Source organism: Aquabacter cavernae (genome assembly GCF_003993795.1).
In the GTDB taxonomy this organism is placed as follows: domain Bacteria; phylum Pseudomonadota; class Alphaproteobacteria; order Rhizobiales; family Xanthobacteraceae; genus Aquabacter; species Aquabacter cavernae.
This window is the reverse complement of record NZ_RWKV01000004.1, coordinates 182,544-207,213: the sequence shown is the minus strand read 5'-3', so window position 1 is coordinate 207,213 and position 24,670 is coordinate 182,544. Positions and strand designations below refer to the sequence as shown.

The window sequence follows — 24,670 nt, the reverse complement described above, 5'->3', positions numbered from 1 at the left end:
GATGAGCGATCCGCTTCGTCCGCAGGACCCCAACCGTCCCCAGGCTCCCCAGGAGCCGCTGCGGCCCAAGAAGATGGTGCGCCCCAAGCCCGGCACCCGGCCCGCCGCCGCCCAGACGGCCGCGCCGTCCCCGGAGCCGCTGCGCTCCGAACCTCACAAGGCCTCCAATCCCGGTCCGGAATTCGCCGAGGCCGAAGTGTCGCCGGGCCGTGCGGATCTGGGCGTCCAGCGCCTCAAGAGCCTGATCGGCGACGCACAGGGCGCGCTCTCGCGCCATGTGCCCGAGAAGGCGGGGCCGCTGCTCGCCGGGGCTCGCCAGAAGCTGGTGCAGGTGAAGGATGCCATCCTTCCGCCCGTGCCGCCGGACAATGACATTCACGACGCGGCGTCCGGCATGCCCGCGCCGCGCCCCAGCGCCGATTATCGCCGCATCGCCAGCAAGGGCTACGGGCTCATCATCCTCACCTTCGGCGTGTTCGGCGGTTGGGCGGCGTTCGCCTCCATCGACAGCGCCGTGATCGCGCCGGGCGTGGTCTCCGTGGAGAGCCGCAGGCAGGTGGTGCAGCATCTGGAAGGCGGCATCGTCGCCGAGATCCTGGTGAAGGACGGCCAGAAGGTGAAGGACGGGGAGGTGCTGTTCCGCCTCGATCCCACGTCTTCGCTGGCCAATTACGATTCCGTGCGCGCCCAGCTCGACACGCTGCTGGCCACCGAGGCACGCCTGGAGGCCGAGCGCGGCATGGCCGCCGCCATCACCTTCCCGCCCAACCTGATGGCCCGCACCGACAATCCCGTGGTGAAGGCCGCCCTCGCCGACCAGCAGGCCCAGTTCCGCGACCGCAAGGCGTCGCTGGACGGACAGATGGGCATCCTCAACCAGCGCATCGTGCAGGGCGAGACGGAGATTGACGGGCTCGGACGCGAGAAGGCCTCCGCCGAGCAGCAGCTCTTCTATTGCGACGACGAGCTGGATGGCATCCAGAAGCTGTCGGACAAGGGCCTCGTCTCCAAGTCGCGCCTCGCCCAGCTCCAGCGCGAGAAGGCCCGCCTCCAGGGCGTGATCGGCCGCAACATCGCCGACACCGCCAAGGCGCAGGCCACCATCTCCGAGATGCGCATGCAGATCGAGCAGATCACGCAGAAGCAGCAGGAGGAGGTGGCGCAGCAGATCGTGGAGACGCGGCAGAAGATCGCGGACCTGCGGGAGAAGCTGAACATCTCCGAGAGCGTGCTGAAGCGCATCGACATCCGCGCCCCGCGCGCGGGCATCGTCCAGAACATCAATCCCAAGATCTACACCGTGGGCGCCGTGGTGCGGCCGGGCGACACCATGCTGGAAGTGGTGCCGCAGAATGACGAACTGATCGTGGATGCCCAGGTGCCCACCACGGACATCGACCGGCTCCATGGGGGCGTGGATCAGGTGGAAGTGCGGTTCCCGGCCTTCCATGCGCGCACCACGCCGCTCATCGTGGGGCAGCTGCGGAGCGTGTCGCCGGACCGGCTCATGGATGAGCAGACGCGCCAGCCCTACTATCAGGCGGTGATCTCGGTCAGCAACACGGACATCCCCGACGAGATGAAGTCGCGCCTGCGTCCGGGCATGCCCGCGGAGGTGATCTTCAACACCGGCGAGCGCAGCGTCATGAGCTACCTCACCCGGCCGTTGACGGACGCCTTGACTCACTCGTTCCGCGAGAAGTGAAACGGGGTTCCATCGGCGTTGACAGGGTTCCGGGCCACTCCTACGTTGCCGCCCCCAAGGTTTGCTGCGCTGCGGGCTCCGCAGCCACGACCGAGCTTCCGGGAGTTCATCCCGGAGCCTTGTCCAGACTAAGCCGGGCCAGGGAGCGCGCGCCGCATGAAGATCCTCGTCCCCGTTAAGCGGGTGGTCGATTACAACGTGAAGGTCCGGGTGAAGTCGGACGGAACGGGTGTCGAGCTCGCCAACGTCAAGATGTCCATGAACCCCTTCGACGAGATCGCCGTCGAGGAGGCCCTGCGCCTGAAAGAGGCGGGCAAGGCCACCGAGGTGATCGCGGTCTCCGTGGGCCCGGCCCAGGCCAGCGAGACGCTGCGCACGGCGCTCGCCATGGGCGCCGACCGGGGCATCCTGGTGAAGACCGACACCACCACCGAGCCCCTGGCGGTCGCCAAGATCCTCAAGGGCATCGTGGACGAGGAGAAGCCGGACCTGGTGATCCTCGGCAAGCAGGCCATCGACGACGACTGCAACCAGACCGGCCAGATGCTGGCCGCGCTGCTGGGCTGGGGCCAGGGCACCTTCGCCTCGAAGGTGGACCTTGAGACCGGCTCCGTCGCCGTGACCCGCGAGATCGACGGCGGCCTCCAGACGGTGAAGCTCACCTTGCCGGCCATCGTGACCACGGACCTGCGCCTCAACGAGCCGCGCTACGCTTCGCTGCCCAACATCATGAAGGCGAAGAAGAAGCCCATCGACGAGAAGACCCCCGAAACCTACGGGGTGGACGTGGCGCCGCGCCTGAAGGTGCTGAAGACCGCCGAACCCGCCGGCCGCAAGGCGGGCGTGAAGGTCGGCTCCGTCGCGGAGCTGGTGTCGAAGCTCAAGGACGAGGCCGGGGTGCTCTGATGACGACGCTGCTCATCGCCGAACACGACAACACGTCCCTCAACGGCGTCACCGCCAAGGCCCTCACCGCCGCCGCCGCCCTGGGCGGGCCGGTTCATGTGCTGGTCGCGGGCGAGAATGCCGGCGCGGTGGCTGAAGCCGCCGCCAAGCTCTCGGGCGTGGAGAAGGTGCTGGTGGCCGAAGGCCCCGCTTATGCCCATCGCCTCGCCGAGCCGCTGGCCGCGCTCGTCGTCTCGCTGGCGCCCGGCTATGGCGCCATCGTCGGGCCGTCCACCGCCATGGTGAAGAACGTGCTGCCGCGCGTCGCCGCGCTGCTGGACGTGATGCAGGTCTCCGATATCACCAAGGTGGTGTCGCCCGACACGTTCGAGCGCCCCATCTATGCGGGCAACGCCATCCAGACGGTGCAGTCCGGCGAGGCGAAGAAGGTGATCACCGTGCGCACGGCGTCCTTCGCCGCCACCCCCGAGGGCGGCTCCGCCCCGGTGGAGAGCGTCGCGGCGGCTGCCGATCCGGCGGTCTCCAGCTTCGTGGAGGAGGTCATCTCCGCCTCCGACCGCCCCGAGCTGACGGCGGCGAAGATCATCGTCTCCGGCGGCCGCGCGCTCGCCTCCAAGGAGAAATTCTCTGAGGTGATCGAGCCCCTGGCGGACGCCCTGGGCGCCGCTGTCGGTGCGTCCCGCGCGGCGGTGGATGCGGGCTATGCCCCCAACGACCTGCAGGTGGGCCAGACCGGCAAGGTGGTCGCGCCCGAACTGTATGTGGCCGTGGGCATCTCCGGCGCCATCCAGCATCTGGCGGGCATGAAGGACTCCAAGGTCATCGTCGCCATCAACAAGGACGAGGAGGCGCCTATTTTCCAGGTTGCCGATTACGGGCTTGTGGGCGATCTGTTCACACTGGTGCCGGAACTTAAGGCCGAGGTCGCCAAGGCCAAGGGCTGAGGCACGCGACCCAACAAGCGAAAGACGACAGCATCATGCCGCTCGAGATCAAGAAGGTCGGGGTCATCGGCGCCGGCCAGATGGGCAACGGCATCGCGCATGTCTGCGCGCTGGCCGGCTATGACGTGGTGCTGAGCGACCAGAGCGAGGACCGGATCCGGTCCGGCCTCGCCACCATCAACGGCAACATGGCCAAGCAGGTGTCGCGCGGCACGGTGACCGAGGAGGCGCGCCAGGAGGCGCTCGCCCGGATCCTGCCCGGCCACGGCATGGAAACGCTTAACGATTGCGACCTCGTCATCGAATCCGCCACCGAGCGGGAAGAGGTGAAGCGCAAGATCTTCGTGGACCTGTGCAAGGTGGTGCGGCCGGATGCGTTCCTGGCCAGCAACACCTCGTCCATCTCCATCACGCGCCTCGCCGCGGCCACCGACCGGCCGGAGCGGTTCATCGGCATTCATTTCATGAATCCCGTGCCGCTCATGGAACTGGTGGAGCTGGTGCGCGGCATCGCCACCGACGACGAGACCTTCGAGGCGTCGAAGGTGTTCGTCACCCGCCTGCACAAGACCTATGCGGTGGCGGAGGACTTCCCGGCCTTCATCGTCAACCGCATCCTGCTGCCCATGATCAACGAGGCCATCTACACCCTCTATGAGGGCGTGGGCTCGGTGGACGCCATCGACCGCGCCATGAAGCTCGGCGCGAACCATCCCATGGGTCCGCTGCAGCTGGCCGACTTCATCGGCCTCGATACCTGCCTTGCCATCATGCAGGTGCTCCATGAGGGTCTGGCGGATTCCAAGTACCGTCCCTGCCCGCTGCTGGTGAAATATGTGGAAGCGGGCTGGCTCGGCCGGAAGACCAATCGCGGCTTCTACGATTATCGCGGCGAGAAGCCGGTTCCGACCCGCTGAAGCAGCGCTTCGTGTGACGGCAAACCGTTAGATTTTGGGGCGCCCCTTCCGCAGAAGGGGCGCCCCACTCTTTTTAAAGACCGGCGTTCTCAGAAGCCGACAAAGGCTTCGCTGGTGTGGTGCACCTGGGGCGGGGCCGAGAAGGTGCCGCCCACCAGCGCGCGCCATTCCTGGAAGTCCGCGGAATTGCGGAAATGGACCATGTGGTCCTCCACCGTCTCCCACTTCACAATCAGGGTGTAGGATTGCGGCTGCTCGATGGAGCGCTCCACCTTCATCCCGTGGCATCCCTTCGCCCGCCGGAACAGGGGCACCGCCTTGCGTGCACCTTCCTCGAAGGCCGCTTCCTGGCCTTCCGTGACGGTGAGCTGGGCAATCTCGTGAATCATGGAAACCTCCCATTGGCGCCGGTCCGGCAGGCGGTCCGACGCGGCCCTTTCGGGGCCTTGCCTTGGCGCCTATCCCTCTGAAAAGGATGGCGGGCGAACCTTAAAGGCGAAATGGCGCCGCTGGAATCGCGGGCTATGGGGAACCGCCGAAATTCCGCACCGGCGCCTCCATGCCCCAAGGCCCCTTGCCAAAGCCCGCACGGCATCGCTAAAGCCGGTGGACACCCAATCATGCGGGAGCACCCAGATGGCCCATTGGCTCTACAAGTCCGAGCCCTTCAAATGGTCCTGGGACCAGCAGGTGGCGGCGGGCGCCAAGGGCACCCACTGGGACGGCGTGCGCAACCACTCCGCCAAGCTGAACCTTCTCGCCATGAAGGTGGGCGACCAGGGCTTCTTCTACCATTCCAACGAGGGCAAGGAGATCGTCGGCATCGTGGAAGTGATCCGCGAGGCCTATCCCGACCCCTCCGATCCCTCCGGCAAGTTCGTGATGGTGGACATCAAGGCCGTGCGCGCGCTGAAGACGCCGGTCTCGCTGGAGACCGTCAAGGGCGATCCGCGCCTTGCCGACATGGCGCTGGTGAAACTCTCCCGCCTCTCCGTGCAGCCGGTGACGGGCGCGGAATGGGACATGATCCTCGCCTACGGCGCCCAATAGGTGACGCTCGACCCCGAAGCTTTCGTGCGCGACGAGACGGTGCTGCGCCCGGTTCCGCTGGTGCCGGACATGGTGCTTCATCTGGCCGACGAAGCCGTGCCGCTCTGGCACCGCACGGAGGAGGAATTGGGGGAGATGGGCCTGCCGCCGCCCTTCTGGGCCTTCGCCTGGGCGGGCGGGCAGGCGCTGGCGCGCTATGTGCGCGACCATGAGGCGCTGGTGTCCGGGCGCCGGGTGCTGGACTTCGCCTCAGGCTCCGGTCTCGTGGGCATCGCCGCCATGAAGGCGGGGGCCGAGGCGGTCCTGTGTGCCGATATCGATCCCTTCGCCGCCGCTGCCATCGCGCTGAACGGGCGCGCCAACGGCGTGACGGTGGCGGTTTCCACCTCGGACATTGTCGGGCGGGATGACGGCTGGGACGTCATCCTGGCGGGCGACATCTGCTATGAGCGCGACCTCGCCGAGCGGGTGTTCGCCTGGCTCCTCGGCCTGCGGGCGCGGGGCGCGGACGTGCTGATCGGCGATCCCGGCCGGACCTATCTGCCGAAGGCGCGGCTGGAGCAGCTCGCGGAATACAATGTGCCCGTGACGCGGGACCTGGAGGACATGGAGATCAAGCGCACCTGCGTCTGGCGCCCTTTGCCCTGAGGCCAAGGAGCGGGCAAAGCCGGGCAAGCATGCCCGGCCGTCAGCGCGCCCGGGGCAGGATGAGGGCGCCGCCGATGCCGGCGGCGATCCATCCCGCGATCATGAGGGTGCCGCCGAACGGCGCGGTGCCCCAGAGCAGCTTGGTGTCCATGAGGGCGCGCAGGGCAAGATCGCCGGAAAAGAGCACCGTTCCCACAGCCATGGCCGAGGCGCCCACCAGCAGGAGCACGGCCCCGCGCGTCGCCAGCAGTCCGGCGGCTGCGAGCGCCGCGACGGCGGCGGCATGGATCATGAGGAACTGGGCCGCCGTGGCGAGCGAGGCGCCTCCCGCCATATGGGCGGAGACGGCGGCGGCCGCGACCCCGCTCGCGCCGAGCAGGCCGGCGACCAGCAGCAGCAGGCGGAACCAGGCGATCATCGTGTCTCTCCGGAAGTGCGGGCGGGTACGTGTGACCTGCTATAGGCCCATACGGAAGGGGCCGACAGGGTGCTGCTCAAGGGCCGGGGTGCGGCAAGAGGACCGTGCCGGGAGGGCCTGATCTTCGCCCAAAGTCTCGCTTCCGGCGCCTTGTGGAGCCTGTGTGGCCTGCCCATAATCCCGGCAACCAAAGGCGGCGCGTGCGCGCGGAACCGCTCACGCAAAGGAAGGGAACGAGCCATGTCCGACAAGATCTACGAAGTCCCGTCCGCATGGGCGGAGCGCGCCTTCGTCGATGCGCCCTATTACGACGTGCTCTACAGGCAGTCCGTTGAGAATCCCGAGGGGTTCTGGATGGAGCAGGGCAAGCGGATCCATTGGTTCGAACCCTATACCAAGGTGAAGAACACCTCGTTCGGTCCCGGCAACGTCTCCATCAAGTGGTTCGAGGATGGGGTGACCAACGTCGCCTATAATTGCGTGGACCGGCACCTTGCCGAGCGCGGCGACCAGGTGGCGATCATCTGGGAAGGGGATTCCCCCACCGAATCCCGCAAGATCACCTATCGTGAGCTGTATGAAGAGGTGAACAAGTTCGCCAACGTGCTGCGCAACCGTGATGTGCAGAAGGGCGACCGGGTCACCATCTACCTGCCCATGATCCCCGAGGCCGCCTTCGCCATGCTGGCCTGCGCGCGCCTGGGCGCCATTCATTCCGTGGTGTTCGCCGGCTTCTCGCCGGACAGCCTCGCGGGCCGCATCTCCGATTGCGGCTCCAAATGCATCATCACGGCGGACGAGGGCCTGCGCGGCGGCCGCAAGGTGCCGCTGAAGGCCAATGTGGACGCCGCCATCGCCCGCGTCGAGGGCGGGGTTGATCATGTGGTGGTGGTGCGCCGCACGGGCGGCACCGTGGACATGGAGCCGGGCCGCGACGTCTGGTACCACGAGGCCGCCGATCTCGTGACCGACGAGTGCCCGGTCGAGCACATGAAGGCGGAAGATCCGCTGTTCATCCTCTATACGTCCGGCTCTACCGGCCAGCCCAAGGGCGTGCTGCACACCACGGGCGGCTATCTCGTCTACGCCTCCATGACCCACCATTACGTCTTCGACTATCACGAGGGCGACATCTACTGGTGCACGGCGGATGTGGGCTGGGTGACCGGCCACTCCTATATTCTCTATGGCCCGCTCGCCAACGGCGCCACCACGCTCATGTTCGAGGGCGTGCCCAATTATCCGACCAATTCCCGCTTCTGGGAGGTCATCGACAAGCATCAGGTGAACATCTTCTACACCGCGCCCACCGCCATCCGCGCGCTCATGCAGGCGGGCGAGGAGCCGGTGAAGAAGACGTCCCGCGCCTCCCTGCGCCTGCTGGGATCGGTGGGCGAGCCCATCAATCCGGAAGCCTGGGAATGGTATCACCGCGTGGTGGGCGAGGGGCGCTGCCCCATCGTGGACACCTGGTGGCAGACCGAGACCGGCGGCATCCTCATCTCCCCGCTGCCCGGCGCCACGGCGCTGAAGCCCGGCTCGGCCACCAAGCCCTTCTTCGGCGTGGTTCCGCAGGTGGTGGATGCGGAGGGCAAGGTGCTGGACGGGGCCGCCGAGGGCAACCTCGTGATCGCCGACAGCTGGCCGGGCCAGATGCGCACGGTCTATGGCGACCATGAGCGCTTCGTGCAGACCTATTTCTCCACCTATCCCGGCAAGTATTTCACCGGCGACGGCTGCCGCAGGGATGCGGACGGCTATTACTGGATCACCGGCCGCGTGGACGACGTGATCAACGTCTCCGGTCACCGCATGGGCACGGCCGAGGTGGAGAGCGCGCTCGTCGCCCATCCCAAGGTCTCCGAGGCGGCGGTGGTGGGCTTCCCCCACGACATCAAGGGCCAAGGCATCTATGCCTATGTGACCCTCATGTCCGGCGAGGAGCCCAGCGAGGAGCTGCGCAAGGAACTGGTGACCTGGGTGCGCAAGGAGATCGGCCCCATCGCCTCTCCGGACCTGATCCAGTTCGCGCCGGGCCTGCCCAAGACGCGCTCCGGCAAGATCATGCGCCGCATCCTGCGCAAGATCGCCGAGGACCAGTTCGAGAATCTCGGCGACACCTCCACCTTGGCCGATCCCGGCGTGGTGGATGATCTGGTGAACAACCGCCAGAACAAGAAAAGCGCCGCCTGAACCTCTTCCGAACCCATGTGACAGACCGCCCGGGCCGTGCCCGGGCGGTTTTGTTTTTGGCCCGGACGAAGCCACGGCAACAGCCGTTTGAAACCCACGCTCATCTATGCTAATTAATTTCGTGAAATACGATTAAATACACTCACATAGAGTGAATAGGAGAGCCCATGCTGACCCGTCGCGCCTTTTCCGGTCTCGGCCTCGCCGCTTTGCTGGCGCCGGGAATTGCCTTCGCCCAGGCGGAGTACAAAGGCCCCAACACCCTCCTGAACGCCTCCTATGACATCGCCCGCGAGCTGTTCACGGCGGAGAACGAGAAGTTCGTTCCGGTCTGGAAGGAAAAGACCGGCCAGCAGGTGACCATCAACCAGAGCCATGCGGGCACCTCCCGTCAGGCCCGGGCCATCATCGAGGGCCTTGAGGCGGACGTGGTCACCTTCAACCAGGTGCTGGACGTGGACGTGCTGGCCAAGGCCGGTTTCGTCACCAAGGACTGGCAGTCCAAGTTCCCGAACAAGTCCTCGCCCTATTATTCCTTCCCCGCCTTCCTGGTGCGCGACGGAAACCCGAAGAACATCAAGGACTGGAACGATCTGGTGCGCGATGACGTGAAGGTCATCTTCCCGAACCCGAAGACCTCGGGCAATGCGCGCTACACCTATCTCGCGGCCTATGCCTATGCGCTGGAGCAGAACAAGGGCGACCAGGAGAAGGCCAAGGCCTTCGTGAAGAAGCTCCTGTCCAATGTGCCGGTGTTCGACACGGGCGGCCGCGCCGCCACCACCACCTTCGTGGAGCGCGAGACCGGCGACGTGCTGGTGAGCTTCGAGGCCGAGACCCTGTCCTATGAGCAGCTCTACAAGGACAAGAAGCTCAAGACCGTCGTCCCGTCCGTGAGCCTGCTGGCGGAATTCCCCGTGGCGGTGGTGGACAAGGTGGTGGATAAGCGCGGCTCTCGCCCGCTGGCCACCGCCTATCTGGACTTCCTGTTCACCCCCGCCGGCCAGACGGTGGCCGTGGAGGCCTATCACCGGGTGAACAACAAGGAGGTCATGGACAAGTTTCCGGGCCGCTTCTCGCAGGTGCGCCTCGTGACCGTTGAGGACGTGTTCGGCGGTTGGGAGAAGGTGCAGGCGGACCAGTTCGCTTCCGGCGCCATCCTCGATCAGGTGTTCGTGGGCCGCTGAACGCGACACGAACCGCAGACAATGGAAGGGCCTCCCTTGGGGCGGCCCTTTTTCTTTATGCGGGCGCTCTGGACCAAGGCGCTGGCTGACGGACATGAGGGGATCGAAGAGGCCCCAGCGGGGCTAAAAATCGTCGCTGCCTGATGACAATCCCTCATAAACATACTAATTCTATCGAATATAAAATAATCGGTAGATCTTTGAGATGCAGGCAGTATTGAAACGGCTCGACCTTCACGGCCTTGCCCTGGTCGGTTTCGGCCTCCTCGCGCTCCATGACGGCAGCCGCCTCGCCGGTCGTCTCGCGAAGAAGACCAACATCGATGCGGTCGGTCCTCACGGCTATATCGAGCTGCTCGGGATCGTGATGCTGGTGCTGGGCGCGCTGATGCTCGTTCGCCGGATGCCGCGGAGCCTGGGCGACACGCTGCCGCCCATCCCCTGGCGGGACCTCGCCATCGCCTTCGCTTTGCTGGTGGCCTATGCCTATGGCATCGGCATCATCGGCTTCACGCTGGCGACGTTCGCCTTCCTGCTGTTTTCCAGCCGCCATCTTTCGGCTCGATCCTGGCTGCGCTGCGGTGTCTTCTCCGCCGTGACCACGGTCAGCTTCTACGTCGCCTTTGTGCAGCTTTCCGACATGGCGTTGCCCAAGGGGGTCCTGTGGGGCTGAACGTCGCCCCGCCTGCGGGCGTCAGCCGGGAGCTTGTCGCCACATTCAATGGCTGGCGCTACGAGGACATCCCGTCAGAAGTGGTGGAGCGGTTGAAGCTCCTGGTGCTGGATACGCTGGGCGTCATCGCCGCCGCCTCCGGCCAGCGGGAGGTGGACATCGTGAGCCGGCGGCTCACCCGCTGGAGTGTCGGCGGCTCGGCCACGGTCCTCCTCGGCAAGACGAAGATGCCGCCGCCCTTCGCGGCCCTCATCAACGGCACGGCGGCCCATGCCCTCGATTTCGACGACATCCACGATGCGGCGCGGGTGCACACATTCGCGGTGCTGCTGCCCGCGCTGCTGGCGGTGGCGGAGGATGAAGGCGGCGTCAGCGGCCGTGATTTCCTCCTCGCCCTTGCCATCGGCGCCGAGCTGAATGCCCGTCTCGGCCTGGCCGCGCCCCGAACCCTCGCCATCGGCTGGCATCCCAGCACCATTCTCGGCGCGGTTTCGACGGGCCTTGCCGTGGCGCGGCTCATGGGCCTCGATACGGCGCGACAGCTGGGCGCCCTCGGCTTCGGGCACCATCTGGCGGCGGGGTCTTCCGAAAGCATCCTGTCCGGCGCGCCCAGCAAGCGTGTGGGCCTCGGCTTCGCCGCTCAGGCGGGCGTGATGGCGGCGAGCCTCGCGGCGGACGGTATTTCCGGCCCCGGGGAGCCGCTTGCCGGGCGTGCGGGCCTCTTCGCCCTCCAGCAGCGGGGAGAGGTGGACCCCGCCCAGCTCGTTGCGGATCTGGGGCAGCGCTGGGAGATCCTGGCCTATCAGGTGAAGCCCTATCCGTGCTGCCGCTGCTGCCATTCCGCCATCTCCCTCGGCGTCGGCCTGCATGGGGACGGGGTCGCGCCGGACGCGGTGGCGCGCATCGATATCGCGCTGTCGCGCCTCAATGCCGAGACCGTGGGCGCGGTCTATGAGCCGGCTCGCAATTCGCCCAGCCACGCCCAGTTCAATGCCGCATTCTGCTTCGCGGCCGCGTTGGCGGACGGGCAGGTGGGCGTCTCCACCTTCACGCCCGCCCGTTTCGCCGATCCGCGCCTCGTCTCCCTGGCCGCCCGGACCCAGGTGCACGCCGACCCGTCGATTCCAGAGGAGGCCATGGAGCCCGCCCGCGTGCGCCTGACGCTGCGCGACGGCACGGTGGTGGAGCGTGCCTTCGCGGGCGCGTCGGTTTTCGACGCGGGCACGGTGCTCCGGAAATCGCGCACCTGCTTCTTGGAGGGGCTCGGTGCGGGGCCGGAAGCGGTGGCGCGCCTTGAGGAGGCGGTGTTCGGCCTCGATCGCCTCGCGGATGCGTCCGCCCTCGCGGCGGCCTTTCCCGCTCGGGCGTGATCGAGAGCGTTTCAGCTTTTCATGGAAAAGCAGAAACGCTCACTCTTTTTGTTTTTCCGCGTTTCCTTCACGCGAACCGCTTCACACTTCGCTTGGAAACGCTCTAGCGGCGGCGGGCCAGACCCGCCGCCTGTCCCCTCACAGGCGCTTCAGCAAATCGAGGTTTCGCGCTGTGGCCAGGGCATCCGCCTTGGGCTCGTGGGGCGGGTGCCCGAACCGGGCGAAGCCGTGGCCGGCGCCCTCATAGACATGCGTCTCCACAGTCCCATGGGCCGCCGTGCGCCGTGAAATCTCGTGGGCGATCTCCAGCGGGATCAGCTTGTCCTCGGCGCCGAAATGGAAGAGTGCCGGCTGCCGCAGGGCCGCGATCTCATCCATGAACTTATGCAGGTCGGTGCCGTAATAGACGATGATCGCGTCCGGGTTCGACCGGGCGCCCGCCAGCACCGCGAGCTGGCCGCCGAGGCAGAAGCCGATGGCCGTGATCTTGCCCGTCACGCGCGGGTCGGCCCGCAAATGCCGGATGGCCGCGTCGAGATCACCGGCCACCTGGTCCGCATCCATGCGGGCATAGAAGGCGCGGCCCCGCTGCTGGTTCTCGGGCGTATAGTCCATGTAGACCGTCGCCTCGTCGCGCCAGAACAGGTCCGGGGCGAGCACCACGAAGCCTTCCGCCGCATAGCGGTCCGCGACCGCGCGCACCCAGGCATTGACGTTGTAGATTTCGCCCAGCAGCAGGATGGCGGGCCCCTGCCCTGACGGCGGCAAGGCGAGATACGCCTCCTGCCGCTCCCCGTCCGGATGCGCGATCTGAATGAACTCACCCATGCCTGTGGCTCCTGCTGTGCGGGCGGTGGATGGCGGGCGTATGGTGCCGCCCGCCAGTCCTCATTTGGCGAAAAGCTGCTGGGCCTCTGCGCGTTCGCGCGAGATGCGCGCCAGCGCCGCCTTTGAGTCGAGATGGAGCGGCTGGAGGCCCACATTCTCCAGGTCCTTCCTGAAGGAGGGCTCGGCCGACACTTCCGCGAGTGCCTTGTTCCAGGCAGTCACCACGTCGGCGGGCAAACCGGGCGGGCCGGAAATGCCCAGCCAGAAATACACCTCCACATCCTTGAAGCCCTGTTCCTGAGCGGTGGGGACGTCGGGAAGCTCGGCGAGGCGCTGGGGCGCTGCGACCCCGAGCACCCGGACCTTGCCGCCCTTCAGCGCCGCCGCCGCGCCGCCGGGGGTCGCGAGGCCGAGCTTCACATGGTTGCCTGCAACCAGGATCACCGCCTCGGAGCCGCCCTTGGACTGGATGGCCCGTGTCTTGGCCACATCCACGCCGGTCGCCCGGGCGAACTGGCGGAACAGGATGTCATGGGCGCCCGCCCCGCCGAGCGAGGTCCAGGTGAAGGTGCCGGGCTCCGCCTTCAGCGCGGCGGCGGCATCCTGCAGGGTCTTGTAGGGCGAGTCCGTGGGCACGATGAACAGGAGCGGCGTGAACGCGACCACGCCCAGAACCGTCCGGTCCGTCACCTTGAAGGGCAGGTCGGGCACCGCGGTATCCAGCCAGGAACTGGAGGGCGGCCCGTCCGCCAGCAGGGTGTAGCCGTCCGGCTTGGCGTTCATCACCTCGTTGACGGCCGGCACGGTGTTGCCACCCGGCTTGTTGATGGCGCGCACCGGCACGCCCCATTTGGCTTCGAGCGCCTTTGCGAGGACGCGGGTGCTGAGATCGGAGGCGGCGCCCGCCGAGAAGGGGACGATAAGCTCGACCGCCTTCTGGGGATAGGCCTGGGCCTGGGCGCCGCCCACCGAGGCGAGTGCCGCGAGGAGCAGGGCCGTTGCCGCCGAGGCGCCCCGGATGAGGCGGCGCGGCGCGTGGCGGAAGGAGAGGATCGGCATGAGCGGGGTTCCGTCGGGAAGAGGATCAGTTGGCGAAGAGGGCGCGGATTTCGGCCCTGTCCGTTTCGATGCGGGCGCGGGTCTGGGCCGCATCCTCGAAGGTCGGTTCGAGGCTCACGTTCTGAAGCTCCCGGCGCACCTCGTCCTCCGCCAGCACCTTGCGCAGCGTCCCGTCCCAGGTGGAGACGATGGAGGCGGGCAAACCGGGCGGGCCCGAGAAGCCGAGCCAGAACAGCACTTCCACGCCGGGAAAGCCGGCGGCGGCGGTGGTGGGAATGTCGGGCAGGGACGGCCAGGGCTTGGCGGATGCCACGGCCAGGGCGCGCACCTTCCCGCCCTTGAGCGCCGGGGAAATGGCGCTGATGGTGCCGAGGCCGAGCTTCACATGCCCGCCCGCCACCATGGTGACGGCCTCGTTGCCGCCCTTCAGCTGCACCGCGCGGGTGCGCGCCACGTCGATGCCCGCGCTCCTGGCAAGCTCGCGGAACAGCTGGTCCGGGGCGGTGGCGCCGCCAAGCGAGGTCCAGGTGAAGCTGGTCGGCTGCGCTTTCAGGTCGGACACCAGATCGGCGAGGGTCTTGTAGGGGGAATCGGCGGCCACGAAGAAGGCGAGCGGCGTGGTGGCGACGATGCCGATGAAGGTCCGGTCCATCACCTTGAACGGCAAATCGGGTTCGGCCGTGTCGAGGATGGCGCTCTGGGAGGGGCCGTCCACCAGGATGGTGGTGCCGTCGGGCTTGGCGTTCATCACCTCATTGACGGCGGGCACGGTGTTGCCGCCGGGCTTGTTGACCACCCGCACCGGCACTTTCCAGGCCCCTTCCAGCGCACGGGCGAGGACCCGCGCGCCCAGGTCCGTGGCGGCGCCCGCGGAGAAGGGCACGATCAGTTCCACGGGCTTTTGGGGATAGGCCTCCTGGGCGAAGGCCGGCTGCGCCAGACCGGCGCCAAGGGCCGCCGCCGCGAGAAGCCGGACGAAGCGGGGGAAGGTGTGGGAGGGCACGGGATTTCCTTTCCGGTGTGAAGACGAAGACGCGGCTCAGGCCTCGTTCGCGCCTTCGGTGATGAGCGTGCGCACCGCGCGCGAGCGCGTCTTGAGCAGGGTGATGAGGACCGCCACGGCGGCGGCGAGCAGCAGGAAGCCGAGTGCGATGGGCTGCTGGATGAAGATCAGCGGCGAGCCGTCCGACATGGCCATGGACTGGCGCAGCGACTGCTCGAACAGGGGGCCGATGAGGAAGCCCAGCACGAGCGGCGCCAGCGGCAGGCCCGCGCGGCGGAAGCCGTAGCCCACCACGCCGAACACGATGGCCACCCACACGTCGAACATGGTGTTGCGCGGCGCATAGGCGCCGATCAGGCACACGGCGAGCACGATGGGGGCCAGCACGGAATAGGGGATGCGGCTGATGCGCGCCCAGACGCCGACCAGCGGCAGGTTGAGGATGAGCAGGGCCGCGTTCGCCACCAGCATGGAGCCGATCACCGTCCAGCTCAGGAGCGGCTGCTGCTCGAACAGGAGCGGGCCGGGGGTGACGCCGTTGAGCAGCAATGTGCCCAGCAGGATGGCGAGCGGCGGGCTGGTGGGGACGCCCAGCGACAAAAGGGGGATGAAGCCCGCCATGGCGCAGGCATTGTTCGCGGCCTCCGGCGCGGCCACGCCCTCGATGACGCCCTTGCCGAATTGATCCGAGCGGCGGGAGAAGTACCGCTCCACGTCATAGGCGAGGTAGGAGGACAAGGCCGGTAGCATGCCGGGCAGGAGCCCGAGCAGGAACCCCACCACGCTGCCGCGCACCGAGGCGACAAGGCCGATCACCAACTCGCGTCCGCGCGGGATCATGGACCACCAGGAGCCGAGGCGGCCCGCATAGATCTTGTCCACCTTCTCGCCGATGCCGGTGAGCACTTCGGCGATGCCGAACAGGCCCACGAGGACGGGGACGATGTCGAAGCCCTTGGTCAGCTCCTGATAGCCGAAGGTGAGGCGCTGGGCGCCGGTGAGGGGGTCCGTGCCGGCGGCGGCGAGGAACATGCCGAACACGCCGAGGCCGAGTCCCGTGATGATGGATTTGCCGGCAAAGGAAACCAGCGCCGTCATGGAAAACAAGGCGAGCCCGAAATATTCAGGCGGCCCGAACGCGATGGCGATGTCGGCGATGCGTGGCCCGATGAAGCCGATGGCGGCCGCGCCTCCGATGCCCGCCAGGAAGGAGCCGATGGCCGAGATGGCGAGCGCCTCCCCGGCGCGCCCCTTCTGGGTCATGGCATAGCCGTCCTGTGCCGTGATGGTGGAGGCCACCTCGCCGGGAATGTTCATGAGGATGGCGGTGGTGGAGCCGCCATACATGGAGCCGTAATAGATGCCCGCCATCACGATGATGGAGCCCTCGGCGGGCAGGTACAGAGCCGCGGGAAGCAGGATCGCCATGGCGGAGGCGGGCCCGAGGCCCGGCAGCACGCCCACGAGCGTGCCCAGGAACGCGCCGGCGAACGCGAAGCCGATATTGGACAGGGACAAGGCGTTTGCGATGCCGTCGATGATGCCGACGCTCATGCTGGTACGACTCCTCCGAGCCATGTCCGTGACGGACGCAGCTGCGGCGATGTGTTGGGTCCGGAAGGGGAGGGGGCGGCGATCCGGCGTGGTGGCCGGATGCCCGGGGGATCAGCCCACCGTGGGGCTCATGAAGTTCTGGTTGTAGTTGGAGACACGGCCGGTCTCGAGGTCGAAGCCCTTGCGATCCGTCAACGTCTCAAGCGCGCGCCCGTAGAAATGGAACATGCGGGCCTTGCCGCCGCCCAGGATATGGACGGAGTGGATGTCGTCGCCCAGGAAGGCGATGCCCTGGCCGGGCTTCACCACCACCTCGTCCGCCAGCCGGAGCTGCGCGCGCTCGGGATCCGAGCCGTCGTCCTCGCGCACATAGACCCGGTTCAGCTCCTCGCCTTCCAGCGCCACGATCACCGCCCAGGTGCCGTGATTATGCGGCTTGGTCAGCTTGCCCGGGATCAGCGCGTTCAAATAGAGCGCGTGGGTGCGGTCCGCGTCCTCGTGCAGGCGATAGCGCAGCGAAAAGCGATCTCCGCCGGGCTCCGGCGCCGGAAAGTCCGAGAAGGGAAACAGGTCCGGCTCGGCGGCGAGCCCGTAAAGCTCTTCCCGCACCCGCTCAAGCTGCTCGCGCCCCACCGCTCCGGCGGTCAGCGCCTTCACGCGCTCGACGGTCGCGGCCACCCGCGCGCTCTGAATCCCGTTCAAGGCCATGATCCGATCCTCATTCCATCGCCTGTCTGCGATGTGTCCGTTTGCATACGATGATTAATCCACTTTATATATAGACATTATTCATTTCAACATCTCCCTGTCGAGAATTTGGAGTTCCACAGACATGCCCGCGAAAATTGCCTCGGCCGCGCTTCGCCATCGCATTGCGGACACAGGGGAACTTGCCGTCCTGGATGTGCGGGAGGCCGGCGAGTTCGGCCTCGGCCATGTGCTCACGGCGGCCAACCTGCCGCTGAGCGTGCTGGAGGCGGGTATCCCGGCCCTCGTTCCCCGCCGCGCGACGCCCCTGGTGCTGGTGGATGAGGCGGGGGAGGGGCGCGCGGATTTCGCCGCCGAACGTCTGGCCGGCCTCGGCTATTCCGACATCCGCGTGCTGGACGGGGGCCTCGCGGCGTGGGGGCAGGCGGGGTTCGCTGTGTTCGAGGGGGTGAACGTGCCCACCAAGGCCTTCGCCGAGGCGACGCTGGAGCATTTCGCGACACCGGAGATCACGGCCCCGGAGCTGAAGGCGCTGATGGCTTCCGACCGCCCGTTCACCCTGCTGGACGGCCGCACGGAGCATGAGCACACGGTGCGCTGCATTCCGGGCTCCACCAGCCTGCCGAACGGCGAGTTGATTCTCCACCTCGCCGATCTGGTCCCCAATGAAGAGGATCCGATCATCGTGCATTGCGCCGGGCGGACGCGCTCCATCATCGGCGCGCAGACCTTGATCTCGGCGGGTGTCCCCAATCCCGTCTTCGCTTTGCGCGGCGGCACGCAGGAATGGTCGCTGAACGGCTTCGCGCTTGAGCACGGGAACGAACGGGGCGCGCCGCCTCTGACCGACGCGGCGCGCGGACAGGCCGCGCAATTCGCGGCCCGGCTCGGTCATGGCGCGGAGGCGCTGGCCATTGATCCGGCTCGGTTCGCCGCATGGCGCGCGGATGAGGAGCGCACGCTCTATCTCTTCGATGTCCGCAGCCGCGCCGAGTATGAGGCGGGCCATCTGCCCGGTGCCGTTCATGCGCCCGCCGGCCAGCTCGTGCATGCGGTGGATCTGTGGGCGGGAACGCGCGGGGCGCGCATCGGGCTTGTCGATACGGCGCCCCACGCCCGCGCGGCCATGGCCGCCTATTGGCTGCGCCAGCAGGGCTGGGAGGCTGTGGTGGCTGGTTTCCTCGATGCCGCAGATTTCACACAGACGGGACGGCCCGCCCCCTTGCATCCGCCTTTCCGCGCGGCGCGGATCACCGCCGACGCGCTAGCCCAGGCGGAGGGTGTGAGGCTTTTGGACGTGGGAACGAGCGCGGACTTTCGCGCGCGTCACCTGCCGGGCGCGCAATGGCTGACACGGGCACGGCTTTCCGAGGCGCTGCTGTCGGTGGAACCGGGGGACGCCACACCTGTGGTGCTCTATGGCGATGATGGCGATGATCCCCGCCCGGATCTCATCGCCTCGGACGTGGCGGAGCAGGCGCCGACGCTTTCTGTCCGCGTGCTGGACGGTGGGCGGGCCGCATGGCGTGCCGCGGGATTGCCGACGCAGGCGAGCCCCGGGCCGTTTCCCGGTGGAGAGGCCATCGATGTCCTGCTCTGGCTTCATGACCGCCACACCGGAAATCTCGAATCCGCGCGGGCCTATCTCGACTGGGAACTGGGCCTGACGCAGCGGGTGGCGGAGGACGGGACGCTGCGGTTCGCGCTCCGGCACCCGGAATAAGATCGGCGCCCGGCCGTCAGGAATGGTCAATCAGTTGCGAAGGCTCACTCCCGAATCAGCGTGAGCCTTGCCTTGAGCGCACCCCGGATGTGCGCTTGGGCGGCGCTTTCCGCCCGGTCGGGATCACGCGCCGCGATGGCTGCGACGATCTCCCTGTGCTCCTGTGCGGCCGTGACCGGCCGCCCCGCGACGGCGAAGGTCGTTCCGCCGAGCAGGGCAATGCCGTCCTGAAGTTCCTGCAAAGCATGATCGAGGTATCGATTACGCGCCGCGCGGATGACCGCGCCGTGCAGGCGGCGGTTCAATCGCGCCATGTCTTCCGGGGTGCCTTCACTGGCTTCGAACGCGGCCTCGATCTCCACCAGCGCGTCGATCTCCGGCTGGGAAATGTGCTGCGCCGCCAGCCGCGCGGCCGCGCCTTCGAGGATCTCGCGCATGGTGTAGAGTTCGAGCACTTCGGCCGTGTCCAGCCGGCGCACCGTGAGGCCCCGCCCGCCGCCCGGCTCCACGAGGCGCTTCGTCAGGAGGCGGCCGAACGCATCGCGGACCGGCGTCCGGCTCACCTGAAGCTGCTGCGCGACGTCCTCTTCCCGCAACCGGTCGCCGGGCTGGTACGCGCCCGCGCGAATGGCATCGCACAGCGCGCGGAACACGGCCTCCGACAATGGCAGGCCCGCCTCCAACTCACCCAATGGCAAACCCTGCCGCTGCTCCTTGATTGCCTGCTGGCTGATGCTCGACACGCTTCACTCCCCTGAGGCCCCAATGAAGCATGCTCGCGGAACGTCAGCTAGTGCATCCGCTTGCATGGAGTTGCATTTCCAGGCACGTCCCGATCGCCTGAAAGGCCGGCCCGACCGGCCTCATGCGTATGGCGGCGCGGTGCCATCTGTCGGCCCATCACCGTAGGACGATGGGTGGGCATGTCCGCCGAACGCGAAGTCGCACGTCTGGTAAGCCAGCGCGGCAATGGTCCGGGAGACCGGATTGTCCAGGTGGAAGGCCGCATATTGGAGCGGCGCCTCCGGGCCGGTATCGATGGTCACCAGCTCTCCGGCATCCAGATATTGCTTGAAGTAATCCCGCGGAATGTAGGTCGCGCCCATTCCCGCCCGCGCCAGCTCCGCGAGCGCTTTCAGGCTGTTGCAGGTGATGGGCTTCTCCCAGTCGAGGCCCAGATGGGACAGGGCGGCGCGCATGCGATGGTGCAATTGGGAGTTTTCCGCATAGGTCAGCAAGGAGAGCTGGCCGAGCTGGCGGGCATCCCCGTCGCTGCCTCCGCTCTTCAGGACCTGCGGGCTGACCATCCAGGCATAATCGAGCCCTCCCAGCTCCACCACGGTGCAGTCCAGCTCGGTGCTGGGGCGCGGCCCCAGCACGAGGTCCAGGCGGTGTTCCATGAGCTGGGGCAGCATGTTCGAGACCACGTCGATGCGCGGCTCCAGGGCGATGCGCGGATAGACGGACTTGATCGCCGTCAGCAGCTTGGGGAGCCAGGTGAGCGCGATCATCTCGGTCAGGCCGAAGCGCAGGCGGCCGGTATAGCTTTGCGTGTCGCCGAGCGTGAACTCGATCCGGTCGCGCAGGCGCAGCATCGCGCCGAAATCCGCGATGATCTCCCGCCCCTTGAGGCTCAGTGTCCCCGGCGGCGCCTGCCGGTCGAGAACTTCGAGCCCGACCTGTAGCTCAAGCTCCGCGATCCGCTTGGAGATGGTGGACTGGCTGGTGTTCAGCCGGCGTGCGGCGGCCATGAAGCCCCCCAGGACATGCACCCAGTACACCGCCTCGATCTGCTTCAGCGTCACCTGCACGCTCGTTGTCCCCTTCAATGACCATACCGCCCGCCCAAATTTCACGGCCTGCGAATGCGGTATGAATTTTCTTCATCGTATCATATGTGATTTTATCGCTTGATTGTATATAATGTTGATGGTTTTTGTTTAATTAAGGTATGTTTTTCAAGTGGAGACTTGTGATGTCGCGTCCCGGTGGGCGGATTAATCTGGATTTCGAGCGGGTGTCGCAGGCGGTGGTGGATGCCGCCAGGGATCTCCCCGTAGCTGTGGTCGGCGATGTATCGAACCGTCTGTTCAGCTTCCCGGGGGGCTTCACCAATTACTCCCAGGCCGCTTTGTCTTTCGCGGGGCCTGCCTTCACCGTGCGCGTGCGGCCCGGTGACAACCTCTTCCTCCATAAGGCGCTGGACGTGGCCCAGCCAGGCGACATCGTCGTGTGCGACGCCGGAGGGGCGCTGGAAAACGCGATCATCGGCGAGATGATGAGCCGCTATGCCGCCTCCCGGGGCATCGCCGCGGTGATCATCGACGGCGCGGTCCGGGACCGGGCGGGTCTTGCTGATGTTCCGATCCCCGTGATCGGCCGGGGCGTCACGCCCAATGGCCCCTGGAAGAGCGGGCCCGGCGAGATCGGCTATCCCCTCGCCGCCGGCGGCCTCAGCGTCGCCGCGGGTGATCTTGTGATCGGCGATCCCGACGGCGTCCTGGTGCTGCCGCGCGCGGATGCTGCTGCGGTGATTGCCGCTGCCCAGGACCACCTGAAGGTGGAGCACCAATGGGCCGTCCAGATCCAGCAGAAGGCATGGCCTCGTGGCTGGGTCGATGAGGCCATCGCCAAGGCCTGACGCCTGCCTTTCCAAATGGACGTCACGTCCGCCCCTCAGAGGCAAAACCCCATGAAATTCCCTCTCCGCTTTCTTGCCGCCGGGCTGGCGGTCCTTCTGCCCACGGCCGTCATGGCCGACGAGCCCTACCCTCAGAAGCCGATCACGGTGGTGGTGCCCCAGTCTCCGGGCTCGGTGGCCGACATCATGGCGCGCGCCGTCAGCGGTCCCTTGTCCAAGGCGCTCGGCCAGCCTGTCGTGGTGGACAACCGCAACGGCGCGAGCGGCATCATCGGTGCGGAGCGCGTCGCCCGCGCGAAGCCGGACGGCTACACGCTGTTCGTCGGCTCCGTCAGCACCCACGGGCTGAACTCAGGCATCTACAAGACCCTGTCCTACGACCCCCTGAAGGACTTCGCGCCCATCACGCAGATCGCGGATTCCCCGCTGGTCATCGTCACCAGCCCGGAAAGCCAGATCCGTACGCTCAATGAGCTGATCGCCCGCGCCAAGGCCAATCCCGGCAAGCTCACCTTCGCTTCGGCGGGCAATGGCAGCGGCTCGCGGTTCACCGGCGAGCTTCTGAAGGCAAGCGCCGGTATTGACCTGACCCACATCCCCTATCGCGGGCCGGCGGAAGCGGTAGCGGCGGTGGTGGGCGGGGAGGCGACCATCGCCATTCCGTCCGCGCCGAGCACGCCGACCTTCATCAAGTCGGGACGTCTGGTGCCCCTGGCGGTGACCGGCACCACGCGCTCCGACCTGCTGCCGGACGTGCCGACCACCACGGAGCTGGGTCATCCGAGCATCGTCTTCACCAGCTGGACGGGCTTGTTCGCGCCCGCCGGCACGCCTCAGTCCGTCATCGACCTGCTGTACACCACCACCAAGCAGGTGCTGGCCCAGCCGGAGGTGAAGAAGGTCCTCGCCGATGCCGGCGCGACGCCTGTGGGGTCCACGCCCGCGGAATTCCGGGTCTTCGTGGAGGAGCAGGTCGCCAAATGGACCAAGGCGGCCAAGGACGCCAACATCGCCGAAAACTGACCGGCGCCAGCCCATCCCCTCCCCGCGCGGGGAGGGGCACCCCGTCATTCCGGCCCGGCAAGGCACATGAATCCAGCCATCCGCAACACGAGATACTTCTGCATCGGCCTGATCTATGTGGCGTCCGGCCTGCTGTTTCTCGCCCTGTCCTCGCAATACCAGTTCGGGACGCTCAGCAAGATGGGTCCCGGCTATCTTCCGACCGTACTCGCGATCCTGCTGACCGGGGTCGGCATCGTCTCGCTGGTCCTGTCCTTCTTCCTGGACGGCGCCCCGCTGCCGCGCCCCAACGTCCGGGCCCTCGTGCTCATCCTGTTGGCCGTCTGCGGCTTTGCCTTCCTGCTGGAGCGCGCCGGCCTCGTGATCGCGCTCGTGGCCCTGCTTGTCCTCGGGATGGCGGCGAGCCGGCACAATCGGCCGGACCTGACGAGCGCCGTCACCATCGCGCTGCTTGTGGCCTTCTGCGGGCTGGTGTTCGTCCAGGGGCTGGGGGTGCCCATGCCGTATCTGGGGTCGTGGTGGCATTGAGACCGCGTCGGCGGTCCGTCGTCCCATGAGGGCTCAGCCCTCACTTTCCGGAGCTTGTCTTGGACCTGCTGTCCCATCTTCAACTTGGCCTGTCCACTGCGGCCACGTTCGATAACCTTCTCTATTGCTTCGTCGGCGTCACGCTGGGCACCCTCATCGGCGTGTTGCCGGGCCTTGGTCCCGTGCCGACCATCGCCATGCTGCTTCCGCTCACCTTCGGCATGTCTCCCGACACGGCGATGATCATGCTGGCGGGCATCTTCTACGGCGCCCAATATGGCGGCTCCACCTCCGCGATCCTGGTGAACCTGCCCGGCGAATCCTCGTCCGTGATCACGGCCATCGAGGGACACCAGCTGGCCCGGCAGGGAAAGGCGGGGAAGGCGCTGGCCGTGGCCGCGATTGGCTCCTTCGTGGCCGGAACCATCGCGGCGGTGTTCATCGCGCTGTTCGCGCCGCCTCTGGCGGAGATGGCGATCCGCTTCGGCGCGCCGGAATATTTCTCGCTCATGCTGTGCGGCCTCGTGGCGGCGGTGCTGCTGGCCAACGGTTCGCTTCTGCACGGCTTCGGCATGATGGTGCTCGGCCTCCTGCTGGGGCTGGTGGGCACCGACGTCAATTCCGGCATCCAGCGCTTCACGTTCGGCGTGGGCGAACTGGCCGACGGGGTCGGCTTCGTGGTGGTCGCCATGGGCCTGTTCGGGCTCGGCGAGATCATGGCGAACCTCGATCGCCAGGAGGCGGGGCACAGGCCCGCCAGCCAGGTGGGCGGCCTGTGGCTGTCGCGCGACGACATGCGCCGCACGGCCGGCCCCATCCTGCGCGGGACGCTGTTCGGCTCGATCCTCGGCATCCTGCCCGGCGGAGGCGCGCTTCTGTCGTCCTTCGCGGCCTATTCGGTGGAGAAGAAGATCTCCCCCAATCGCCGCCAGTTCGGCCATGGGGCGCTCGAAGGCGTCGCGGCGCCGGAAGCCGCCAACAATGCGGGCGCCCAGACCTCCTTCATTCCCATGCTCACACTGGGCATTCCCTCAAACCCGGTCATGGCGCTCATGATCAGCGCCATGATGATCCAGGGCATCCAGCCCGGCCCCTCGGTCATGATCGACCGGCCGGAACTGTTCTGGGGCGTCATCGCCTCCATGTGGATCGGCAACGTGATGCTGCTGGTCCTGAACCTGCCCATGATCGGCCTGTGGGTGAAGCTGATCGCCGTCCCCTATCTCAGGCTCTACCCCGCCATCCTGATGCTGTGCGCGGTCGGGGTCTTCAGCATCAGCTCAAGCACGTTCGACCTCTATCTCATGGCCGGCTTCGGTGCCCTGGGATATGTCTTCGCCAAGCTGGAGCTGGAAGCGGCCCCTCTTCTTCTCGGCCTTCTGCTGGGTCCGATGATGGAGGAGTATCTGCGGCGCTCCCTGCTCCTGTCGGGCGGGGATATCGCGATCCTGTTCACGCGCCCGGTCAGCGCCACGCTGCTCGCTGTCGCTGCGGTGGGAACCGTCATCGTGATGTTGCCGGCCATCAAGCAGCGCCGCAGCAAAGTCTTCATGGAATGAGCGGGCGCTAGCGGCCGAGCGGGTTCTCCAGCG

The 24,670-nt window shown here is 67.1% G+C and carries 24 protein-coding genes; 15 read left to right on the top strand and 9 right to left on the bottom strand.

Annotated elements, in window-relative coordinates; all coding sequences use genetic code 11:
* The first annotated feature begins 1 nt into the window (after window position 1).
* From EJJ38_RS04165 to EJJ38_RS04150, 4 genes are all read left to right on the top strand, one after another.
* Window positions 2–1,705: an HlyD family type I secretion periplasmic adaptor subunit gene (locus EJJ38_RS04165; protein WP_127088854.1), complete on the top strand. Its 1,704-nt coding sequence runs from the start codon at window positions 2–4 to the stop codon at window positions 1,703–1,705.
* Between the two features lie 156 nt (window positions 1,706–1,861).
* Window positions 1,862–2,611 carry an electron transfer flavoprotein subunit beta/FixA family protein gene (locus EJJ38_RS04160; RefSeq protein ID WP_127088853.1) on the top strand — a complete coding sequence of 250 codons (750 nt, stop codon included), beginning with the start codon at window positions 1,862–1,864 and terminating at the stop codon, window positions 2,609–2,611.
* On the top strand, window positions 2,611–3,555 hold the full coding sequence (locus EJJ38_RS04155; RefSeq protein WP_127088852.1) for an electron transfer flavoprotein subunit alpha/FixB family protein: 945 nt from the start codon (window positions 2,611–2,613) through the stop codon (window positions 3,553–3,555). The genes EJJ38_RS04160 and EJJ38_RS04155 overlap by 1 nt, the downstream gene beginning before the upstream one ends.
* A 35-nt stretch (window positions 3,556–3,590) precedes the next feature.
* On the top strand, window positions 3,591–4,472 hold the full coding sequence (locus tag EJJ38_RS04150) for a 3-hydroxybutyryl-CoA dehydrogenase (protein ID WP_127088851.1): 882 nt from the start codon (window positions 3,591–3,593) through the stop codon (window positions 4,470–4,472).
* 89 nt (window positions 4,473–4,561) lie between these two features.
* Here EJJ38_RS04150 and EJJ38_RS04145 read toward each other — a convergent pair whose 3' ends face one another.
* Window positions 4,562–4,861 (bottom strand): antibiotic biosynthesis monooxygenase family protein, encoded by a 300-nt coding sequence (locus EJJ38_RS04145; protein ID WP_127088850.1) that lies wholly within the window; start codon window positions 4,859–4,861, stop codon window positions 4,562–4,564.
* Window positions 4,862–5,108: 247 nt separating this feature from the next.
* On the opposite strand from EJJ38_RS04145, the gene EJJ38_RS04140 reads away from it, so the two are divergent.
* Window positions 5,109–5,522 carry an EVE domain-containing protein gene (locus EJJ38_RS04140; RefSeq protein ID WP_127088849.1) on the top strand — a complete coding sequence of 138 codons (414 nt, stop codon included), beginning with the start codon at window positions 5,109–5,111 and terminating at the stop codon, window positions 5,520–5,522.
* The gene (locus EJJ38_RS04135; RefSeq protein WP_245454099.1) at window positions 5,523–6,170 is read left to right on the top strand and encodes a class I SAM-dependent methyltransferase; all 648 of its coding nucleotides are present in this window, start codon (window positions 5,523–5,525) and stop codon (window positions 6,168–6,170) included.
* A 40-nt stretch (window positions 6,171–6,210) separates the two neighbouring features.
* Here EJJ38_RS04135 and EJJ38_RS04130 read toward each other — a convergent pair whose 3' ends face one another.
* Window positions 6,211–6,588, bottom strand: coding sequence for a DUF423 domain-containing protein (locus EJJ38_RS04130; RefSeq protein WP_127088848.1), 378 nt, complete (start codon window positions 6,586–6,588; stop codon window positions 6,211–6,213).
* 240 nt (window positions 6,589–6,828) lie between these two features.
* Between EJJ38_RS04130 and acs the strand changes: the two genes are divergently transcribed.
* From acs to EJJ38_RS04110, 4 genes are all read left to right on the top strand, one after another.
* Window positions 6,829–8,781: an acetate--CoA ligase gene (gene acs / locus EJJ38_RS04125; protein ID WP_127088847.1), complete on the top strand. Its 1,953-nt coding sequence runs from the start codon at window positions 6,829–6,831 to the stop codon at window positions 8,779–8,781.
* 167 nt (window positions 8,782–8,948) lie between these two features.
* On the top strand, window positions 8,949–9,968 hold the full coding sequence (locus EJJ38_RS04120; RefSeq protein ID WP_127088846.1) for a sulfate ABC transporter substrate-binding protein: 1,020 nt from the start codon (window positions 8,949–8,951) through the stop codon (window positions 9,966–9,968).
* A 205-nt stretch (window positions 9,969–10,173) separates the two neighbouring features.
* Window positions 10,174–10,641 carry a tripartite tricarboxylate transporter TctB family protein gene (locus tag EJJ38_RS04115; protein WP_127088845.1) on the top strand — a complete coding sequence of 156 codons (468 nt, stop codon included), beginning with the start codon at window positions 10,174–10,176 and terminating at the stop codon, window positions 10,639–10,641.
* Window positions 10,632–12,011, top strand: a complete 1,380-nt coding sequence (locus tag EJJ38_RS04110) for an MmgE/PrpD family protein (protein WP_164738398.1) — start codon at window positions 10,632–10,634, stop codon at window positions 12,009–12,011. The genes EJJ38_RS04115 and EJJ38_RS04110 overlap by 10 nt, the downstream gene beginning before the upstream one ends.
* 138 nt (window positions 12,012–12,149) lie before the next feature.
* Here EJJ38_RS04110 and EJJ38_RS04105 read toward each other — a convergent pair whose 3' ends face one another.
* The 5 genes from EJJ38_RS04105 to EJJ38_RS04085 all read right to left on the bottom strand — a co-directional run bounded on the left by EJJ38_RS04105 (window position 12,150) and on the right by EJJ38_RS04085 (window position 17,163).
* Window positions 12,150–12,839 (bottom strand): dienelactone hydrolase family protein, encoded by a 690-nt coding sequence (locus EJJ38_RS04105; RefSeq protein ID WP_127088843.1) that lies wholly within the window; start codon window positions 12,837–12,839, stop codon window positions 12,150–12,152.
* Window positions 12,840–12,899: 60 nt separating this feature from the next.
* Window positions 12,900–13,898 (bottom strand): tripartite tricarboxylate transporter substrate binding protein, encoded by a 999-nt coding sequence (locus EJJ38_RS04100; protein ID WP_127088842.1) that lies wholly within the window; start codon window positions 13,896–13,898, stop codon window positions 12,900–12,902.
* Window positions 13,899–13,923: 25 nt separating this feature from the next.
* Complete coding sequence (locus EJJ38_RS04095; RefSeq protein WP_127088841.1) at window positions 13,924–14,901, bottom strand: Bug family tripartite tricarboxylate transporter substrate binding protein; 978 nt, start codon at window positions 14,899–14,901, stop codon at window positions 13,924–13,926.
* A 36-nt stretch (window positions 14,902–14,937) separates the two neighbouring features.
* Window positions 14,938–16,455, bottom strand: a complete 1,518-nt coding sequence (locus EJJ38_RS04090; RefSeq protein ID WP_127088840.1) for a tripartite tricarboxylate transporter permease — start codon at window positions 16,453–16,455, stop codon at window positions 14,938–14,940.
* 111 nt (window positions 16,456–16,566) lie between these two features.
* Window positions 16,567–17,163, bottom strand: coding sequence for a cysteine dioxygenase family protein (locus EJJ38_RS04085; protein WP_127088839.1), 597 nt, complete (start codon window positions 17,161–17,163; stop codon window positions 16,567–16,569).
* Window positions 17,164–17,287: 124 nt separating this feature from the next.
* Between EJJ38_RS04085 and EJJ38_RS04080 the strand changes: the two genes are divergently transcribed.
* Window positions 17,288–18,886 carry a rhodanese-like domain-containing protein gene (locus tag EJJ38_RS04080; RefSeq protein ID WP_127088838.1) on the top strand — a complete coding sequence of 533 codons (1,599 nt, stop codon included), beginning with the start codon at window positions 17,288–17,290 and terminating at the stop codon, window positions 18,884–18,886.
* 44 nt (window positions 18,887–18,930) lie between these two features.
* Here EJJ38_RS04080 and EJJ38_RS04075 read toward each other — a convergent pair whose 3' ends face one another.
* Complete coding sequence (locus EJJ38_RS04075) at window positions 18,931–19,605, bottom strand: GntR family transcriptional regulator (protein ID WP_127088892.1); 675 nt, start codon at window positions 19,603–19,605, stop codon at window positions 18,931–18,933.
* 144 nt (window positions 19,606–19,749) lie between these two features.
* On the bottom strand, window positions 19,750–20,697 hold the full coding sequence (locus EJJ38_RS04070; protein WP_127088837.1) for a LysR family transcriptional regulator: 948 nt from the start codon (window positions 20,695–20,697) through the stop codon (window positions 19,750–19,752).
* A 164-nt stretch (window positions 20,698–20,861) separates the two neighbouring features.
* Between EJJ38_RS04070 and EJJ38_RS04065 the strand changes: the two genes are divergently transcribed.
* The 4 genes from EJJ38_RS04065 (at window position 20,862) to EJJ38_RS04050 (ending at window position 24,637) form a co-directional block, all read left to right on the top strand.
* The gene (locus tag EJJ38_RS04065; protein WP_127088836.1) at window positions 20,862–21,527 is read left to right on the top strand and encodes an RraA family protein; all 666 of its coding nucleotides are present in this window, start codon (window positions 20,862–20,864) and stop codon (window positions 21,525–21,527) included.
* Window positions 21,528–21,578: 51 nt separating this feature from the next.
* Window positions 21,579–22,550 carry a Bug family tripartite tricarboxylate transporter substrate binding protein gene (locus tag EJJ38_RS04060; RefSeq protein WP_127088835.1) on the top strand — a complete coding sequence of 324 codons (972 nt, stop codon included), beginning with the start codon at window positions 21,579–21,581 and terminating at the stop codon, window positions 22,548–22,550.
* Window positions 22,551–22,616: 66 nt separating this feature from the next.
* Window positions 22,617–23,078, top strand: coding sequence for a tripartite tricarboxylate transporter TctB family protein (locus EJJ38_RS04055; protein WP_127088834.1), 462 nt, complete (start codon window positions 22,617–22,619; stop codon window positions 23,076–23,078).
* A gap of 59 nt (window positions 23,079–23,137) precedes the next feature.
* Complete coding sequence (locus EJJ38_RS04050) at window positions 23,138–24,637, top strand: tripartite tricarboxylate transporter permease (RefSeq protein WP_127088833.1); 1,500 nt, start codon at window positions 23,138–23,140, stop codon at window positions 24,635–24,637.
* Window positions 24,638–24,670: the final 33 nt, after the last annotated feature.

Excerpts from the sequence above, each read along its gene's own strand:
- EJJ38_RS04165 (WP_127088854.1), top strand. The coding sequence starts at position 2 with ATGAGCGATCCGCTTCGTCCGCAGGACCCCAACCGTCCCCAGGCTCCC.
- EJJ38_RS04160 (WP_127088853.1), top strand. The coding sequence starts at position 1,862 with ATGAAGATCCTCGTCCCCGTTAAGCGGGTGGTCGATTACAACGTGAAG.
- EJJ38_RS04155 (WP_127088852.1), top strand. The coding sequence starts at position 2,611 with ATGACGACGCTGCTCATCGCCGAACACGACAACACGTCCCTCAACGGC.
- EJJ38_RS04150 (WP_127088851.1), top strand. The coding sequence starts at position 3,591 with ATGCCGCTCGAGATCAAGAAGGTCGGGGTCATCGGCGCCGGCCAGATG.
- EJJ38_RS04145 (WP_127088850.1), bottom strand. The coding sequence starts at position 4,861 with ATGATTCACGAGATTGCCCAGCTCACCGTCACGGAAGGCCAGGAAGCG.
- EJJ38_RS04140 (WP_127088849.1), top strand. The coding sequence starts at position 5,109 with ATGGCCCATTGGCTCTACAAGTCCGAGCCCTTCAAATGGTCCTGGGAC.
- EJJ38_RS04130 (WP_127088848.1), bottom strand. The coding sequence starts at position 6,588 with ATGATCGCCTGGTTCCGCCTGCTGCTGCTGGTCGCCGGCCTGCTCGGC.
- acs (WP_127088847.1), top strand. The coding sequence starts at position 6,829 with ATGTCCGACAAGATCTACGAAGTCCCGTCCGCATGGGCGGAGCGCGCC.
- EJJ38_RS04120 (WP_127088846.1), top strand. The coding sequence starts at position 8,949 with ATGCTGACCCGTCGCGCCTTTTCCGGTCTCGGCCTCGCCGCTTTGCTG.
- EJJ38_RS04115 (WP_127088845.1), top strand. The coding sequence starts at position 10,174 with ATGCAGGCAGTATTGAAACGGCTCGACCTTCACGGCCTTGCCCTGGTC.
- EJJ38_RS04105 (WP_127088843.1), bottom strand. The coding sequence starts at position 12,839 with ATGGGTGAGTTCATTCAGATCGCGCATCCGGACGGGGAGCGGCAGGAG.
- EJJ38_RS04100 (WP_127088842.1), bottom strand. The coding sequence starts at position 13,898 with ATGCCGATCCTCTCCTTCCGCCACGCGCCGCGCCGCCTCATCCGGGGC.
- EJJ38_RS04090 (WP_127088840.1), bottom strand. The coding sequence starts at position 16,455 with ATGAGCGTCGGCATCATCGACGGCATCGCAAACGCCTTGTCCCTGTCC.
- EJJ38_RS04085 (WP_127088839.1), bottom strand. The coding sequence starts at position 17,163 with ATGGCCTTGAACGGGATTCAGAGCGCGCGGGTGGCCGCGACCGTCGAG.
- EJJ38_RS04080 (WP_127088838.1), top strand. The coding sequence starts at position 17,288 with ATGCCCGCGAAAATTGCCTCGGCCGCGCTTCGCCATCGCATTGCGGAC.
- EJJ38_RS04065 (WP_127088836.1), top strand. The coding sequence starts at position 20,862 with ATGTCGCGTCCCGGTGGGCGGATTAATCTGGATTTCGAGCGGGTGTCG.
- EJJ38_RS04060 (WP_127088835.1), top strand. The coding sequence starts at position 21,579 with ATGAAATTCCCTCTCCGCTTTCTTGCCGCCGGGCTGGCGGTCCTTCTG.
- EJJ38_RS04055 (WP_127088834.1), top strand. The coding sequence starts at position 22,617 with ATGAATCCAGCCATCCGCAACACGAGATACTTCTGCATCGGCCTGATC.